Consider the following 16,914-nt stretch of genomic DNA (forward strand, 5'->3'; position numbering starts at 1 on the left):
AAAAGTACACTATTTATTCAAGATGACAAATTTTTAAAAACAGTAAATTTAGATTTCTATTCACTTTTAAAAAAAAATCCCCAATAATCGAAATCATTAGGGGATTCATGTGTTTTTAGAACGTAAAAACCTTTTTTAACTATAAAGATTATTTATTTCCTTTTTCAAAATCAGCTACAAATTGAGCCAATCCAATATCCGTTAATGGGTGTTTCAACAAACCGTAGATAGCCGAAAGAGGCCCAGTCATTACATCAGCACCAATCTTAGCGCAATTCACAATATGCATTGTGTGACGAACTGAAGCAGCCAAAATTTGAGTTTCGTACCCGTAGTTATCATATACCAATCTGATTTCTTCGATCAAATTCAATCCATCAGTAGAAACATCATCCAAACGTCCCACAAATGGAGATACATAGGTAGCTCCTGCTTTTGCTGCCAAAATTGCTTGTCCTACCGAAAAAACAAGCGTTACATTAGTTTTAATGCCTTTATCCGAAAAATATTTCGCTGCCATTACACCTTCTTTTGTCATTGGCAATTTTACCACAATCTGCTCGTGTAAATCTGCCAATTCTTCACCTTCTTTAATCATACCTTCATAATCCAAAGCATTTACTTCGGCACTCACATCGCCTTCAACAAGGTTGCAAATATCAACATAATGCTTAAGAATATTGTTTTTACCAGTAATTCCTTCCTTGGCCATCAAAGACGGATTTGTAGTTACTCCATCCAAAACGCCTAACGCTTGTGCTTCTTTAATTTGTGCTAAGTTAGCAGTGTCAATAAAAAATTTCATACTATTATTTATGTTTAATTGTGTTCTCTATCTTGGGCGTGACCCCATTTACCAAAGGCGCTACAATCCTACCTGCTATAGGCGCCTTTGGTAAATGGGGTCGGGCTATACGCACTACTTCGGTAGTTTGCTTCTATCCCTCACGCAAATTTTCGCAAAACTACAACAATATAGTTATTCCACAGAATTCTTTTTATTTAATTCTTTTAATTCGTCTCTAATTTCCTCAAGAACATTAAGCATATCTTCCTTATAGAGCTCTGAATTATTGATTCGATCGCTCAAACCTAGTAATACATTGCGAATAAAGTACCAAATAGCTAATACAACAAGTCCCCAAAGCACAACAGGCAGAAAATCTAAAATTTTTTCCAAAATATTATAATTTATAGTGATTCATTAACATTTTTTCATAAACCAAATCAGGCAACAAACGTTTCAAAACAATTGAAAACTTCTGCATAAAAACCCCAACTTTATAGTGAATTTTCGGTCTTGGATTCTGAATAATTTCATACACTGCTTTAGCCATTTCATTAGGATTACTCCCACTATCCACATGTTCATTCATTGCTTGAAGTGTTCGCTTGTAAACCACCTCATAATCTGATCCTTGTAAAACAGGAGCATGATACCTTCCGGCAGCAATATTAGTAGCAAAATCTCCAGGAGCGACATTGGTAATAGTAATCCCAAAAGACTTGACTTCCATTCGCAAAGCTTCGGTTATCAGTTCTAAAGCACCTTTAGATGCCGAATAAACACTACGATACGGCAATCCCATATAACCTGCAATGGAGGTAACATTAATAATCAAACCTGATCCCTGAGAGCGCATTTGTGTCAGTACCGCCTTCATCACCTCGATAGGACCAAAAAAATTAGTTTCAAAATTATTCCTGATTTCTACTGTTGGAATTTCCTCAAGAGGACCAGTAATTCCAACTCCCGCATTATTAATCACCACATCAATTCGTCCAGATGTTGCAATGATGTGCTGTATTGCTTTTTGGATCGAATCCGTATTTCTCACATCCAAAGATAGCAGCGGAAAATTACTTTGCAACACTTTATCTGGATTTCTACTGGTACCATAAACAACAAAACCCTTTTGAAGTAAAAAATCACCAATCGACTTCCCAATACCAGACGAACCTCCGGTTATCAACACTACTTTTGCCATAGATTAAATATTGAATTTTGTTTTAAATTAGTGAAGTAAATGTAGAAAAATGATGTTGAAATCAACCGTTTTTAAAAAATAAATAAAAACAGAAACGGTTTTAAATAAAAAAATCTCCCTAATTGGAAGATTGAAGAAGTAAAAAATGGCAAGCGACCTACATCGCACCGCTCAACCGCGTACCCTTGCTGCGTTCCCACCCTGGGGGAGTCTGCAGGAGCTGGTCGTGTAGGACTTGCCGGTGCAAATATACAATCTTTTTATATTTTCGCAAGCACTTTGGCACTTAAAATTATCGTTGTATATTAGCTTTAGCTAAAATTTTAATCATGAAAAAACTCAACTTCCTATCAGTCATTTTATTAGGAATTATACTTGTTCGTTGTGGCGATACAAAAAATGCCGAAAATTCTATTTTCACTATCGATCAAGCAACCTTTAAGCCTTACTACACTGCAAAAGACATTGCAAAAATTGGTGTTCTGAATCCCAATTCAAAAACAATTGATAGTATTGTTTATTTTATCAACGATAAAAAAATCGAAACTAAAAAAGGAGCCGAGTATTTGAATCATTCCTTTAAAGATCAAAAATTAGGATATCAAAACATCAAAGCCCTAGTTTATTTTGACGGCAATTTTTCTGCTGCCACAGCTAGAATCGAATTGGTATCCGACGTGCAACCAAAATTACTAAAGTATACCATCGTCAATACTTTTCCACATGATACAGCAGCCTACACTCAAGGACTAGAGTTTTATAGAGACACCTTGTTTGAAGGAACCGGAAACGGCCAAGGTGTAAGTGGAAAAAGAGGCATTTCAAGTTTACGAAAAACCGATTATAAAACCGGAAAAGTCTATAAAAAAGTAGAACTAGCTAAACAATATTTTGGCGAAGGCATTACGATTCTTAACAACAAAGTATACCAGCTTACTTATCAAAGTAATGAAGGCTACGTTTATAATGCCGATACCTTCAAAAAAGAAAAAACATTTCCCTATTTTAAAAAAATGGAAGGCTGGGGACTAACTTCTGATGGCACAAATCTATACATGACCGATAGTACTGAAAACATACATATAATAGATCCTAACACTTTCCAACCTATTAGCAGTATTTATGTGTACTCTTTAGATACTAAAATAAAAGGTGTAAATGAATTGGAATGGGTAAATGGTAAAATTTATGGCAATGTCTATCTAAAAGATGCCATTGCAGTCATTAACCCAAAGACAGGAGCTGTAGAAGCCATTTTAAATCTGGTTGAACTAAAGAAAAAAATCACACAAAGAACAGATACCGACGTACTAAACGGTATTGCTTACAACCCAAAAACAAAAACATTTTTTGTAACCGGAAAAAACTGGGATAAAATGTTTGAGATCAAAGTATCTGAATAAAAATTAAAAAAAACAACACACAAATTTCACAAATTTCATGAAAATCATGCTTATTTGTGAAATTTCTGTTTATACACTTCATCATCATGACTACACTAATTACCAACATAAAAGAGTTACTACAGATTCGGAATGAAAATAGTACTAAAGTTTCTGGTGCAGAAATGGCTATTTTACCCAGCATCAAAAATGCCTTCTTACTTATAGAAAACGACCTAATTGCTGATTTTGGGTCAATGGAAAAAATGCCAATTCGTGAAGTAGACCAAATTATTGATGCAACTGGCAAAATAGTACTTCCTTCTTGGTGTGATAGCCACACCCATATTGTCTATGCAGGAAATCGTGAACAAGAATTTGTTGACCGAATCAATGGACTAACTTATGAAGAAATTGCCAATCGAGGGGGCGGAATCTTGAACTCTGCTCAAAAACTAAACGAAACCTCCGAAGATGAACTCTATTCCCAATCAGAACAACGCCTTAAAGAAGTCATAAAATTAGGAACTGGTGCAGTAGAAATCAAATCAGGCTATGGATTAACCGTTGAAGGAGAGTTAAAAATGCTACGCGTCATAAAAAAATTAGCTCAAAACTACCCTATCACAATAAAAGCCACCTTTTTGGGAGCACACGCCTACCCTTCTTTATACAAAGACAACAAGGAAGGCTATCTTGATCTTATCATTAACAAAATGCTTCCTGAAATTGCTAAAGAAAAACTAGCTGATTTTATAGATGTCTTTTGCGAAACTGGTTATTTTAGTGTAGCACAAACTAAAAAAATCATAGAAGCTGGTTTACGATATGGTTTAATACCAAAAATCCATGTGAATCAATTCAACTCTATTGGCGGGATTCAAATGGGAGTAAAACACAAAGCACTATCTGTGGATCACCTAGAAATCATGAATCCAGAAGATGTTGAAGCATTACTACACACGGAAACAATGCCAGTAGCTTTACCAAGTTGTTCTTACTTTTTAAGTATTCCATACACTCCTGCTAGGAAAATGATTGCGGCAGGATTACCTCTTGCTCTAGCTACCGATTATAACCCGGGCTCTACCCCGTCCGGCAACATGAATTTTGTAGTTGCAACGGCATGTATCAAAATGAAAATGACTCCCGAGGAAGCTATAAATGCCGCAACACTGAACGGTGCTTACGCGATGGGAATTTCAACCACCCATGGCAGCATAACTATTGGCAAGAAAGCAAACTTAATTATTACCAAAACACTTCATTCATTTTACCAATTACCGTATGCCTTCGGTAGCAATCTAATAGACACTGTCATTCTTGATGGAAAAGTTTATGCATAAAAAAAGAGGCTGTCCTTTTCGGACAGCCTCTTTTTCTTAAACTATTATGTTTGACTATTTCAAAGAAAAGCTTGTTTTAGAAACCAATTCACCTTTATCAAAAATATTGATAAAATAAGTTCCTTTTTCAAAATTTTTCCCAGGAAGATCTTCAACAACATCTACTGTTTTGTTTTGGTAAGTCACAGTACTTGCAAAACTATAAGTTAAGGTTTTATCACCAAATGACTCAGTTTGTTTTTCACCTAATACGTTGTTTTTGCTGTCAATAACTTGCACATAATAGGTTTTATCACCTGATTTTGCAATTTGATTTTCAGCAATAGTAAAACTAATTTTTAAAATATCCGCTCTACTTGCTCTTTCTGTTTCAATTTGTTTCCCTGAACTTCTTAATTTGTAAGCTGCAGTTTTTGTATTTAAAACAGTAAGTTTAGATCCTTTTTCAACAGTTTTAGACAAGTCCTCATTTTGACCTACTAAAACTTCATTGAATTTTTTAGATTCTCCTAAAACAACTACCGTACTGTCTCTTTGAGCAGTAACTCTTTCGTTTGCTAGTTTCAACCCTTCATTTTCAGTCATCAACGCTTTCATTTTATTCTGTAAAGCTGACAATTGAGTTTTGTATTTAGAAACATCGCCTTTTGACTGATTTAATTCATCCATGAGAGCAACGATTTTGTCTCTTTCTTGGATTAACTCTTCAGACATTGTTGTATTTTCAGCGATAGCTGCATCATACGTAGTTTTTAACGTTTGTAGATCCTTCATTAAGGTTTCTTTCTCGCTAAGTGTTGTAGTTAATTCGGTTTTCACTACATCTTTATCAGAAGATAATTTAAATATGTACACCAAACTTCCTACTAATAAAACAGCTAATACTGCTATAATAGCCTTTAAACTTGAATTGTTTTGTTCTTTTTCCATGTAAATTAAATTTTTAAGCAAAATTAAGCAAATCTTTTAATCATATAACGACTGTTAACATATTTATAGTATTTTTGAAAGAAAAAAATGGAAAAATTAATCCGATTCACTTCAAGTGATCTGGCTAAAATTACCAACCACAGAAGCGGAGAGATCAAGTTTGGTGAAAAAATGATTACTGTTCCCAAAGAAGCAGAATTAGTGTCATTTATCAAATCCTCGGAAGCGAAATATGTATTATTCGGGATTCCTGAGGATATAGGTGTAAGAGCCAATTACGGTCGACCAGGAGCCGCCTCTGCTTGGGATTGCGCCATCAAAGGTATAGCGAACATTCAACACAATCGTTTTTGTAAAGGCAGTCAAATTTTAGTTTTAGGACAAATTGACGTTAGAGAAGAAATGAATCTCGTTACCGATTTAGACTTTAATAATATTGATGATCGATCAAAGTTAAGCCAGTTAGTTAAAAGAATTGACAAAGAAGTTTCGTATATCGTTTGCAAAATTATTCAATCCGGAAAAGTACCTATAATTATAGGAGGCGGTCATAACAATGCTTACGGAAATATTAAAGGAACAGCTTTGGCCAAAGGCAAAGCCATTAACGCTGTCAATTTTGATGCTCATTCTGATTTTCGAATTCTTGAAGGTAGACATAGCGGAAATGGATTTTCATATGCCTTTGAGGAAGGCTTCTTAAAAAAATACTTCATCTTTGGTTTGCATGAAAACTACACCTCAAAAAGCGTTTTGGATGTGATAAAAAAATTGGAAGATCGAGTACGATATACCACCTATGACGCTATCAATATTAGAAAAGAAAAAGAGTTTGGTCAAGAAATGAGAACAGCGCTTGATTTCATAAAAAACGACTCTTTTGGAATAGAAATTGACTTAGATGCAATTCCGAACATTGCTAGTAGTGCCATGACTTTAAGTGGGTTTTCAATTGAAGAATTACGAACTTTTATTTCTTTTTTCGCAAAACAAAAAAATGCATCTTATATACATATTTGTGAAGGGGCACCAGATTTAGACTTCCAACAAAACAATCATTTGATAGGAAAATTAATCGGTTATTTAGTAACAGATTTTATCAAAGGACACAATCAGAATTTTATTTAGCTCATCTTTTAAAAGGAAATTACAAGTAGAATTTAGGGATAAAATTAAGCTTATAAATAATAACACTATCTTTGCAAACCTGTTCTTTGAGTTTTATCAAAGAATATTAAAACAAAAACTATGTTATTCGAAGATTTATCCCTTTCTAAAAGTATACAAAAAGCCGTATTTGAACAAGGCTATACCGCCCCTACTCCAATTCAAGAACAGTCAATACCTCTAATTTTATCGGGAAAAGATTTGGTAGGATGCGCACAAACCGGTACCGGAAAAACTGCTGCCTTTGCCATTCCAATTATTCATCAACTGCATCGAATAGTTGGATCCTCTAAGAAAAAAAAGGAAATAAGAGCCTTGGTGGTTACCCCAACTAGAGAATTAGCCGTGCAAATTGGCCAAAATTTTGATACCTATGCCAAATACACCAATTTAACGCAATTGACAATTTTTGGTGGTGTTTCGCAAAATCCTCAAGTAGACAGCTTACGTCAGGGAGTGGATGTTTTGATTGCTACACCGGGAAGATTATTAGACCTTCACAAACAGGGCTTTATTGATTTTGATCATTTGCATACATTGGTTTTAGACGAAGCAGATCAAATGTTAGACATGGGATTTGTAAACGATGTAAAGAAAATCGTAAAATTAACACCAAAAAATAGACAAACCTTATTGTTTTCGGCCACCATGCCGATTGCTATTAGAGAATTAGCAGAAATGTTCTTGAATGACCCAGCTACTGTAACGGTTTCACCCGTTTCCTCTACTGCTGAAAAAGTAGAACAACATTTATATTTTGTCGAGAAAGGAGAAAAAAGAAATCTTTTATATCATTTGATAAAAAATCAGAATTTAACGGATGTTTTGGTTTTTTCAAGAACAAAACATGGTGCTGATAATGTTGTGAAAGCTTTACGGAAAAAAGATATAGCAGCCGAGGCAATTCACGGAGACAAATCTCAAAATGCAAGACAACGTGTATTAGAAGCCTTCAAAAACAAAGAAGTTGGCGTACTGGTAGCTACTGATATTGCTGCAAGAGGCATTGATATTGATCAATTACCTTTTGTCATAAACTTTGACCTTCCAAATATCCCAGAAACCTATGTGCATCGAATTGGCAGAACGGGAAGAGCTGGTAATGGAGGTCTAGCAATTTCATTTTGCGGAAAAGATGAACATCCTTATTGGAAAGATATTCAAAAATTGATAAAAGTTGATGTAAAAACCATTACTGATCATCCTTTTCCTTGGCAATCTGGCAATCCAGAATCCCCATCCGAAAAACCTAAAAATTCCAATAGAAGTGGAGGCGCACATAAATCACGTAAATCTGCAAATGCAAAACAAAACAAAAAGCGTTGGTACTAACCAACGCTTTGCGATTTTGAAATTAACGAATGTATTACTTTAAAAAGTTTTGACTGATCGAATGGCTTAATAATAATATCATTAAGACCTGAGGCAAGTGCTTCTTCTGTAATTTCTTCCTTATCAAAAGCCGTTAAAGCAATAATAGGAGTTGTAATATTCTTACTTCTTATCAATCGAGTGGTTTCAAACCCATTCATCAATGGCATATTGATATCCATCAATATTATATCAAACTTCTCTTTTTCTAAAATTTCGAGTGCTTTAAAACCATCTTCTACAACATTACATTTGAAATGATTTTTCTCCATTAACTTCCTAGTAACCATTTGGTTTATTCGGTTGTCTTCAACGATCAAAACACTAAAAATTTGACTAGAAGTCAAATCCACATTCATGTTATTTATTATCGCATTTGTTTTGTTTCTATCATTTTCGAATGGAATTGTAAATGTAAATGATGTTCCTTCCCCTATAACACTTTCAAGGATGATTTCACTATTAAATAACTCTAATAATCTTTTTACGATAGATAATCCAAGACCAGTACCTTGATAATCAGTGTCATTTCTACCAACTTGAACAAATTTATCAAATATCTTTTGTTGATCTATTTTGGCAATCCCAACGCCTGTATCTTTGATATTAAATTTCACAAAACATTGATTATCTACTTCTTTTTCCAAAATGGCAGAAACAGAAACCGTTCCTTTTTTAGTAAATTTCAAGGCATTGCTCATTAAATTCATAACTATTTGAGCAAAACGCAACTTATCTCCAATAACATATTCAGGTAGATTTGAATCGATAAATACCTCAATTTCATTCCGATTACTTTGAGCTAAGAAAGAGAGCGACTGTACAATCATTTCTATTTCATCCGAAATATTAAAAGTCATATTTTCCAGAACCACTCGATTTTCTTCAATTTTATTGATTTGTAAAATATCATTAATTAAAGAAAGTAAATACCTTGCAGAAAATTTCAAAGAACTAAGATGAGGGCTTTTGGCTAAATATTTATACTCATCAATAAGCATATTTGTTATTCCTATAACCCCATAAAGTGGGGTCCTTAACTCATGGCTGATGGTAGATACAAACTGAGACTTCATTTGAGATGCTTCTTCAGCTTTTTCCTTTGCAAGCAATAAATCATTATTCGCGATTATGAGTTCTGAATTTATCTTTCGCTTGAAATTATTGTTTCTAACTAATGTAAAAACGAGAAGTAAAAGAATACAAAAAACAATTATAAATAAGACTACAATTATCTTAGATTTAATTAAATTTTGTTTCTGAACCTCTTTGACTATCTCAAATTTGGTTAATTCTCTTTTGTATTCGTCAACCTCTACGTTTAAGCCAGCAATAGAAGCTTTTATCAGTTTATTTTCATCATAAATTGTCTTTATTAATTCATCATACTTATTAAGATGTACATAAGCCTCTTTATAATCACCTATTTTAAAAAGCATTTTGGAATACTGATAATGGGCAAAAGAAACATCATTTAAGTCATTATGAATGTAACCATGTGAAACAGATTTACTAAAATATTCTTTGGCTTTCTTATAATCCCCAATATGACTATAATACATCCCGTTAATCATTTTAAAAACAGTGCAAATTGACTCATTCCCTTTTTCTATGAAATTAGCATTTGAATAGTTAAGAAATTCGAGACCTTCTTCAAAATTTGAATTTTCAAAATACGCCCAAGCCATGTTAATGCTAACAAACAATTGAAAATTTTCATTTTTTATTTTCTTACAATAAAAAATAGCTTTTTTAAAATACTCTATACCTTGATTGAAATTTTTCTTATTGAAGCAATAGACATTTCCTAAATTATTATAGGCTTTAAATTTCAAAGTATCATTTGATGTTTTATTGGCATAAAGTAAAGATTTATTGAAATACTTAATTGATTTATCACTTTCGAAAAATTCACTATAATTACATCCAATGATATTATAGGCTACAGCAATTAAATAGTCATCATTTGTTTGTAATCCTTTTTTTAAAACTTCTCGTGCCAAGAGTAATGATTGTTCAAAATCATTAGCCTTAAAGTATTCATTGGCCTGTTTTGACTTTTGTAACAACTCTTTTCTATCATAAACTCCATTTTTAGCTGATAGATTAAAAACATATATAAATAATAAAAAAAAAGTTAAAACAATGCGACTTTGTAACATAATTGTTTTTTAATAGTTAAAAAATATATATCTAAAATACATATTTCCGAGATACAAATGATTATATTATTATAAATTAATACGCCTCAACTCTTAATTTGTAATCATAAAAAAGCCTGCTTAATAAAATCAAGCAGGCTTTACAGATAAATACTATTTATTTTAATCTTCTTCCCATTTACCCACTACCGATGTTGCCAATGCATTCCCTAAAACATTAGTAGCACTTCTAAACATATCGCAAAAATGGTCGATAGGTAAAATAAGTGCAATACCCTCAACGGGTATATCAAACATTCCACAAGTTGCTGCAACTACCACTAGACTTGCTCTGGGAACCCCTGCAATTCCTTTACTTGTCAACATTAATACCAAAAGCATGGTAAACTGAGTAGGTAGATCCAAATCAATTCCATACGCTTGCGCAATAAAAATACCTGCAAAAGTCATATACATCATACTTCCATCGAGATTGAAAGAATATCCTAACGGAAGCATAAAAGATACGATCTTATCTTTTACTCCAAAACGTTCCAACTCTTCGGTTAATTTTGGAAAAACTGCTTCGGAACTAGTTGTACCAAAAGCAATAATCAAAGGGCTTATAATATGATTTAAAAGGGTTTTCATCCTTTTTCCTAAAAAAAGATATCCGATAGCAATTAAAATCAACCACAAAGTAGCAATTCCGACTAAAAAAGATCCAAAGAATTTGAAGTAAGTAAACGCAAGTTCTGAAAAATCACGAACAGCAAATACTCCAGCTATCGCACCAAAAACTCCGACAGGAGCAAACTTCATAACGAAATTGACCATTTTCAGGATAATATGAGATAGCCGATCCATAAAATCAACAATTGGCTTAGCATGGTTTCCAATTGATGCTGCAGCGAGTCCAAAGAAAATTGAAAAAACGACAATTTGCAGTATTTCATTGGTTGCCATGGCTTCAATAATACTTTTTGGAACTATGTGTTCAATAAAATTATTAAACGAAAGACTCTGAGCTTTACCCGTTACTTCTGTTGCTGTACTTGCATCAATGTTGGATAAATTAAGACCAATCCCTGGGGTCAATATATTTACATAAAACATCCCTATTAACAATGAAATAAAGGAAGCTGTAAAAAACCAAGCCAAAGCTTTACCACCTATTCTTCCCACAGCTTTTACATCACCCAATTTTGCAATCCCTACAACTAATGTTGTAAAAACCAATGGAGAAATAATCATTTGAACCAATCGAATAAAAATAGTAGCCAATATTTTTATTTTGTTACTAAATTCTTGAGCGTGTTCTGGTTCCCATGACGTATGAATAAAAATTCCTAGAATTGCTCCAAGAATCATTGCAATTAGAATTTGACCTGTTAGCCCTTTAAAAAATGATTTTTTTGAAGTTTGTTTTATTTCCATTAGTAGTTTTTGGTGATTAAGTTAGTTCTGGGGATTTAAAGTGCAACTATTTAGAATAGGTTTTATTCATTAAATAAAAGTCTGCCAAAACAATAGCTGCCATTGCTTCAACGATTGGTACAGCACGAGGAACTACACACGGATCATGTCTGCCTTTACCCGTCATTTCAACAATTTCTCCATCTTTATTTATAGTTTCTTGAGTTTGCATGATGGTCGCTACTGGCTTAAAAGCAACTCGGAAATAAATATCCATTCCATTACTTATTCCCCCTTGAATTCCACCAGAAAGATTAGTTTTGGTAGTACCATCTTCATTGTATTGATCATTATGCTCACTCCCTTTCATTTTTGCACCACAAAAACCACTGCCAAATTCAAAACCTTTTACAGCGTTTATAGACAACATCGCTTTTCCGAGTTCAGCATGAAGTTTGTCAAAAACAGGCTCTCCTAAACCAATAGGAACATTTTGAATAACACACGTAACAGTGCCACCAACAGTATCTCCTTGTTTGCGTATTTCTCTTATATACTCCTCCATTTTGGCCGCCATGGCTTTATCTGGACAACGTACTGGATTACTTTCTATTTTCGAAAAATCAATCTCTTGATAAGGCTTTTCAAGAAAAAGTGGTCCGACAGATGACACATATGCATTAAAACGTATGTCTGGCATCATTTGTTTGGCAATGGCACCCGCAACCACTCTACTTGCCGTTTCTCTGGCTGAACTTCGTCCACCGCCTCTGTAATCTCTAAAACCATATTTTTTATCATAGACATAATCGGCATGACTTGGGCGATAATTATCTTTTATATGTGAGTAATCATCTGATTTTTGATTCGTATTCGGGATGATAAATCCAATGGGAGTGCCTGTAGTTTTTCCTTCAAAAATTCCTGATAAAAACTGAACAGCATCTGGTTCTTTACGCTGAGTGACTATAGCGGATTGCCCTGGTTTTCTTCGAATCATTTCAAGCTCTATAGCTTCTAAATCCAAGGATATTCCAGACGGGCATCCATCAATAATCCCTCCTAATGCTTCACCATGAGACTCGCCGAATGTTGTGATTCTATAGATTGTTCCGTAACTATTTCCTGCCATAACTAAATTATTTTGGACAAATGTAAGTTTTAAGCAGTAAACAAAAAAATTAATTTAACAAGTTTGTTATATTAAATTTATTAAAAACAAGGAGTTTTGTTAAATAATTAACTTTTAAAACAATTATTAAAGCAATATTTATTACAAACATAATTAATTAAAGTTATTTTAAAAACCTTCATTCATTTAAAATATCTAACTATTTTAACAGTAAAACAAATAAAAAACAAATGAAAATCTACAAAAAAGACACTTTTTAATGTCTTTTTTTGGTTAAAATATTTATAATGAATTCGGAGATCCCTTTTTTTTACTAATTTTGCCTCAGAATTTATAAATATTATTAATTATTTAATAAAAAAATTATGAAAAAATTTCTGTTAGGATTATTATTTATGGGATCAATGCATTTTGTAAATGCACAAGAAATCGGGGTTAGATTTGGTGATGTTACAGGTAATGATGTAGCAGTAGATGCTGTTTTTTCTGCTGGTAAATTTAGTAGAATCCACGCCGATGTATCTTTCGGTAACGGAGGTGTTGGAGTTGAAGCATTATATGACTTTATCTACAGACCACTAGGAAGTGAATCTTTCAACTGGTACATGGGTGCTGGACCATCTGCATTTATTGGTGATGATTTTCTATTAGGTCTTAGTGGAGAAGTAGGCCTTGAATATCGTTTTAAAGGAGCTCCTATTGCAATTGGTGTTGACTGGAGACCTACGCTTTGGGTACTTGAAGACACTGATTTCCATGCAGGAGGTTTTGGATTAAACGTTAGATTTGTATTCTAATCAGAGAATATCCAATGAATAATAAAAAAGGGAAGTTTTACACAAAACTTCCCTTTTTTTATTGGTATTTTTGAATGGCTCTTTGGTAAAGATCTTCATAAATTGGTAAGATGTTTTTTATATCAAATTTTTTAGCCACCTCAAGTGCATTTGCTTTAAAATTTATTAGAGTGGCATCATCTTTTAAAATTTTTATTGCATTTTCGGCCATCGCATCAATATCACCAACATTACTCAAAAAACCAGAAAAACCATCGAAATTCACTTCCGGCAATCCACCTGAATTACTCGATATCACTGGAACAGAACACGCCATAGCTTCGAGCGCTACTAAACCAAAACTTTCTGTTTGAGATGGTAATAAAAAAAGATCTGTCAAACAAAGAATTTTATCGATCTCGTTACTGTTTCCAAAAAATATGACTTTATCTTGTATTCCTAATTCATAGCACAATTGTTCTGCCTTTTCTTTCTCAGGACCATCACCCACCATCATTAATTTTGAAGGAACTGTTTTTTGAATTTTATCAAAAATTTTAATTACATCTGGAATTCGTTTTACTCCTCTAAAATTACTAATATGCGTAATAATTCGTTCGTTGGGATTAGCCATTACTGAACGATGACATGGCGTAGTTGGGTCTTTTTTTTCCTTATCTAAATCAATAAAATTTGGGATTACCTGAATTTCATTTTTAATAGCAAATAATTTTAATGTATCTGCTTTTAAACTTTCTGAAACCGAGGTTACAAAATCAGATTTATTAATACTAAAAGTTACCGCAGGCTTGTAAAATGGATGATTTCCAACCAAGGTTATATCCGTTCCATGGAGCGTAGTTACCATCGGAATATTGATTCCTTCATCCTTCAACATTTGTTTGGCCATGTAGCCAGCGTAGGCATGCGGAATAGCGTAATGCACATGCAATACTTCTATTTTATACAACTTGACCATATCTACCAGCTTACTCGAAAGAGCCAACTCATAGGGTTGGTAGTGAAACAAAGGATACTCAGGCACATTAACCTGATGATAATGCACATTAGGATTCAAAAGCGCCAATCGAACAGGTTGACTGTAGGTTATAAAATGAATTTCATGCCCACGTCTTGCCAATTCCAATCCTAATTCAGTTGCAACTACTCCACTCCCGCCAAATGTGGGATAACAAACAATGGCTATTTTCATGTATTTAAATTAAAGTAACGAATGTACTTAAAAAAGAGCAGTTAGAAGTTAAGGAAAATTAAAAAAGAATTACAAAACTTCCTTTTTTTTCTTCTTGTCGATCCACTTATTTATTTTGTATGTCAAATAAGCTGAACCACTACCTATTAGAGCTCCCGCAATAACATCGGTTGGATAATGCACTCCTAAATGCATTCTTGAATAGCCCACAGAGGAAGCCCAAATAAAAGATGGAACAATTACATACCATTTTGGATGAGACAAACTCAAAGATGTAGCGGTAGCAAAAGCAATTGAGGTATGCCCCGAAGGAAAGGAATAGCCACCCGCAGATGTCAACTTTTGAATTTCAGGATAACGCTCAAAAGGTCGATCTCTTTTTATGGTTTCTTTTAAAGCAACAGTCATAAAAACTGCTCCTGCTACGGACTCCACCATACCAATAGCCTCTTTTTGTAGTTGCTTATCTTTATTTAATAATCCGGCCGTATATAACACTAAAGGCGCTCCAACACTCACCACAGCATAACTGTTGGTAATATGCTCAAATGTAGCGTCGAAATTTGTATTTCTATTTACATGTATAGAACGTAAGATAGTACTATCAAAATTTTGAGCGTACAAACCTAAGCCGAAAAACCAAAAAGCACAAAACAAAAAACGATTTGACATGAAAGAAAAAATAGTAATTTTTAAAAAAAAACTAGATAAAATATCTAGTTTATAATGTTTTAGAAAAATCTGCTATGCCAACTATCGGCTGCTGGTACTTCCCAAGACTCATTAAATTCTTGAATATTATTCACTAAATTATTAAAAACAATAGTATTTTCTGTAACTGCTTTATCTTTTACCATTTTTTTAAAATCAAGTAGAGGCTTATAAGCAATATGTTCTCCTAATTTAAAAGTAACGTTCATTTTGTCTAATAAATCAACACTATACTTTTTTTCTAGGCTCTGAATAAACTCGACAGAACTATCTATGGAACAACCAGTGGCAGCTTGTACCTCTTGATTGACCGCAATGATAATAAAACGATTGTATTTTAACAGATACGAAGACTCCAAACTGGTACCATGCGCAGCCCATTCTTTTAAAAAAGCTTGCAATGCAGTTTCAATTTCGATCATTTCAGTGTCAGAAAACTTTCTATTAGATTGGTAAATCCAAATTTTGGATTCTTCTGGTAAACTATCAAAGGCTTGATACATAATTATTTTGTTTTATAAATCTTGTGCATTTGCAATTAATTCAGCAATATCTAACACTTTTACTTCAGATTCTTTTTCTTTATTTTTTATTCCATCAGTGAGCATGGTATTACAAAAAGGACAGCCCGCAGCGATAATAGCAGGTTGTACCTCCAATGCATCTTCCGTTCTTTCAATATTCACTTCTTTAGTACCAGCTTCAGCATCTTTAAACATTTGAGCCCCACCTGCACCGCAACATAAACCATTGGCTTTGGCACGTTTCATCTCAACTAATTCAGCATCTAATTTCTGAATTAATGCTCTTGGAGCTTCATATATTTTATTAGCTCTACCTAAATAACAAGGATCATGGAATGTGATCTTTTTTCCTTTAAACTGACCTCCTTCAATTGTTAAACGACCATCATCTAATAATGATTTTAAAAATTCAGTATGATGCACCACTTCATAATGTCCACCTAATTCCGGATATTCATTTTTTAAGGTATTAAAGCAATGTGGACAAGCTGTCACAATTTTTTTTGCTTCATATGCATTCAAAACCTCAATATTCATCATGGCCTGCATTTGAAATAAAAATTCATTTCCCGCTCTTTTGGCTGGATCACCGGTGCAACTTTCTTCCGCACCTAAAACCGCAAATGAAACATTAGAACGATTCAAAATTCGAACAAAAGCTTTGGTGATTTTTTTTGCTCTATCATCAAAACTTCCTGCACAGCCCACCCAAAATAACACTTCTGGTTGTTTTCCTTGCGCTAACATTTCGGCCATTGTAGGTACAATCAAATTTTCTGACATAATTTGTGTTTTATAAAATGAAATAAATTGAAGT

The 16,914-nt window shown here is 33.5% G+C and carries 16 protein-coding genes and 1 other RNA gene; 5 read left to right on the plus strand and 12 right to left on the minus strand.

Annotated elements, in window-relative coordinates; all coding sequences use genetic code 11:
- Nucleotides 1–148: 148 nt before the first annotated feature.
- The 4 genes from fsa to ffs all read right to left on the minus strand — a co-directional run bounded on the left by fsa (nucleotide 149) and on the right by ffs (nucleotide 2,229).
- Complete coding sequence (fsa, locus tag BXU11_RS13500) at nucleotides 149–805, minus strand: fructose-6-phosphate aldolase (protein WP_078212894.1); 657 nt, start codon at nucleotides 803–805, stop codon at nucleotides 149–151.
- Between the two features lie 174 nt (nucleotides 806–979).
- On the minus strand, nucleotides 980–1,180 hold the full coding sequence (locus BXU11_RS13505) for a hypothetical protein (RefSeq protein ID WP_078212895.1): 201 nt from the start codon (nucleotides 1,178–1,180) through the stop codon (nucleotides 980–982).
- A 4-nt stretch (nucleotides 1,181–1,184) separates the two neighbouring features.
- Complete coding sequence (locus BXU11_RS13510) at nucleotides 1,185–1,988, minus strand: SDR family oxidoreductase (RefSeq protein ID WP_078212896.1); 804 nt, start codon at nucleotides 1,986–1,988, stop codon at nucleotides 1,185–1,187.
- Nucleotides 1,989–2,131: 143 nt separating this feature from the next.
- Nucleotides 2,132–2,229: signal recognition particle sRNA small type (ffs, locus tag BXU11_RS13515), an RNA gene on the minus strand.
- Nucleotides 2,230–2,317: 88 nt separating this feature from the next.
- Here ffs and BXU11_RS13520 point away from each other — a divergent pair.
- On the plus strand, nucleotides 2,318–3,391 hold the full coding sequence (locus tag BXU11_RS13520) for a glutaminyl-peptide cyclotransferase (protein ID WP_078212897.1): 1,074 nt from the start codon (nucleotides 2,318–2,320) through the stop codon (nucleotides 3,389–3,391).
- An 86-nt stretch (nucleotides 3,392–3,477) separates the two neighbouring features.
- The gene (gene hutI / locus BXU11_RS13525) at nucleotides 3,478–4,716 is read left to right on the plus strand and encodes an imidazolonepropionase (RefSeq protein WP_078212898.1); all 1,239 of its coding nucleotides are present in this window, start codon (nucleotides 3,478–3,480) and stop codon (nucleotides 4,714–4,716) included.
- Between the two features lie 54 nt (nucleotides 4,717–4,770).
- Here hutI and BXU11_RS13530 read toward each other — a convergent pair whose 3' ends face one another.
- Nucleotides 4,771–5,646, minus strand: a complete 876-nt coding sequence (locus BXU11_RS13530; protein WP_024981837.1) for a hypothetical protein — start codon at nucleotides 5,644–5,646, stop codon at nucleotides 4,771–4,773.
- Nucleotides 5,647–5,733: 87 nt separating this feature from the next.
- Here BXU11_RS13530 and BXU11_RS13535 point away from each other — a divergent pair, with 87 nt between their 5' ends.
- Together BXU11_RS13535 and BXU11_RS13540 are read left to right on the plus strand one after the other, a co-directional pair.
- Nucleotides 5,734–6,774: a formimidoylglutamase gene (locus BXU11_RS13535; protein ID WP_078212899.1), complete on the plus strand. Its 1,041-nt coding sequence runs from the start codon at nucleotides 5,734–5,736 to the stop codon at nucleotides 6,772–6,774.
- Nucleotides 6,775–6,894: 120 nt separating this feature from the next.
- Nucleotides 6,895–8,145 carry a DEAD/DEAH box helicase gene (locus tag BXU11_RS13540; protein WP_078212900.1) on the plus strand — a complete coding sequence of 417 codons (1,251 nt, stop codon included), beginning with the start codon at nucleotides 6,895–6,897 and terminating at the stop codon, nucleotides 8,143–8,145.
- Here the strand turns inward: BXU11_RS13540 and BXU11_RS13545 are convergent.
- The 3 genes from BXU11_RS13545 to aroC form a co-directional block, all read right to left on the minus strand.
- A complete protein-coding gene (locus BXU11_RS13545; protein ID WP_078212901.1) occupies nucleotides 8,142–10,346 on the minus strand; it encodes a response regulator in 2,205 nt (734 codons plus the stop codon). The two genes, BXU11_RS13540 and BXU11_RS13545, sit on opposite strands and share 4 nt — an antisense overlap.
- A gap of 162 nt (nucleotides 10,347–10,508) precedes the next feature.
- Complete coding sequence (locus BXU11_RS13550; protein WP_024981841.1) at nucleotides 10,509–11,762, minus strand: dicarboxylate/amino acid:cation symporter; 1,254 nt, start codon at nucleotides 11,760–11,762, stop codon at nucleotides 10,509–10,511.
- 46 nt (nucleotides 11,763–11,808) lie between these two features.
- Nucleotides 11,809–12,873, minus strand: a complete 1,065-nt coding sequence (gene aroC / locus BXU11_RS13555) for a chorismate synthase (protein ID WP_078212902.1) — start codon at nucleotides 12,871–12,873, stop codon at nucleotides 11,809–11,811.
- A 365-nt stretch (nucleotides 12,874–13,238) separates the two neighbouring features.
- On the opposite strand from aroC, the gene BXU11_RS13560 reads away from it, so the two are divergent.
- A complete protein-coding gene (locus tag BXU11_RS13560) occupies nucleotides 13,239–13,670 on the plus strand; it encodes a hypothetical protein (RefSeq protein ID WP_024981843.1) in 432 nt (143 codons plus the stop codon).
- A gap of 58 nt (nucleotides 13,671–13,728) precedes the next feature.
- Here BXU11_RS13560 and bshA read toward each other — a convergent pair whose 3' ends face one another.
- The 4 genes from bshA to BXU11_RS13580 all read right to left on the minus strand — a co-directional run bounded on the left by bshA (nucleotide 13,729) and on the right by BXU11_RS13580 (nucleotide 16,880).
- Nucleotides 13,729–14,862: an N-acetyl-alpha-D-glucosaminyl L-malate synthase BshA gene (gene bshA, locus BXU11_RS13565; protein WP_024981844.1), complete on the minus strand. Its 1,134-nt coding sequence runs from the start codon at nucleotides 14,860–14,862 to the stop codon at nucleotides 13,729–13,731.
- Nucleotides 14,863–14,931: 69 nt separating this feature from the next.
- Nucleotides 14,932–15,534 (minus strand): phosphatase PAP2 family protein, encoded by a 603-nt coding sequence (locus tag BXU11_RS13570; protein WP_078212903.1) that lies wholly within the window; start codon nucleotides 15,532–15,534, stop codon nucleotides 14,932–14,934.
- A 59-nt stretch (nucleotides 15,535–15,593) separates the two neighbouring features.
- A complete protein-coding gene (locus BXU11_RS13575; RefSeq protein WP_078212904.1) occupies nucleotides 15,594–16,076 on the minus strand; it encodes an ABC transporter ATPase in 483 nt (160 codons plus the stop codon).
- Between the two features lie 12 nt (nucleotides 16,077–16,088).
- Nucleotides 16,089–16,880 (minus strand): (Fe-S)-binding protein, encoded by a 792-nt coding sequence (locus BXU11_RS13580; protein WP_024981847.1) that lies wholly within the window; start codon nucleotides 16,878–16,880, stop codon nucleotides 16,089–16,091.
- Between the last annotated feature and the right edge of the window lie 34 nt (nucleotides 16,881–16,914).

Source organism: Flavobacterium sp. LM5, from assembly GCF_002017945.1.
Taxonomy (GTDB): Bacteria; Bacteroidota; Bacteroidia; order Flavobacteriales; family Flavobacteriaceae; genus Flavobacterium; species Flavobacterium succinicans.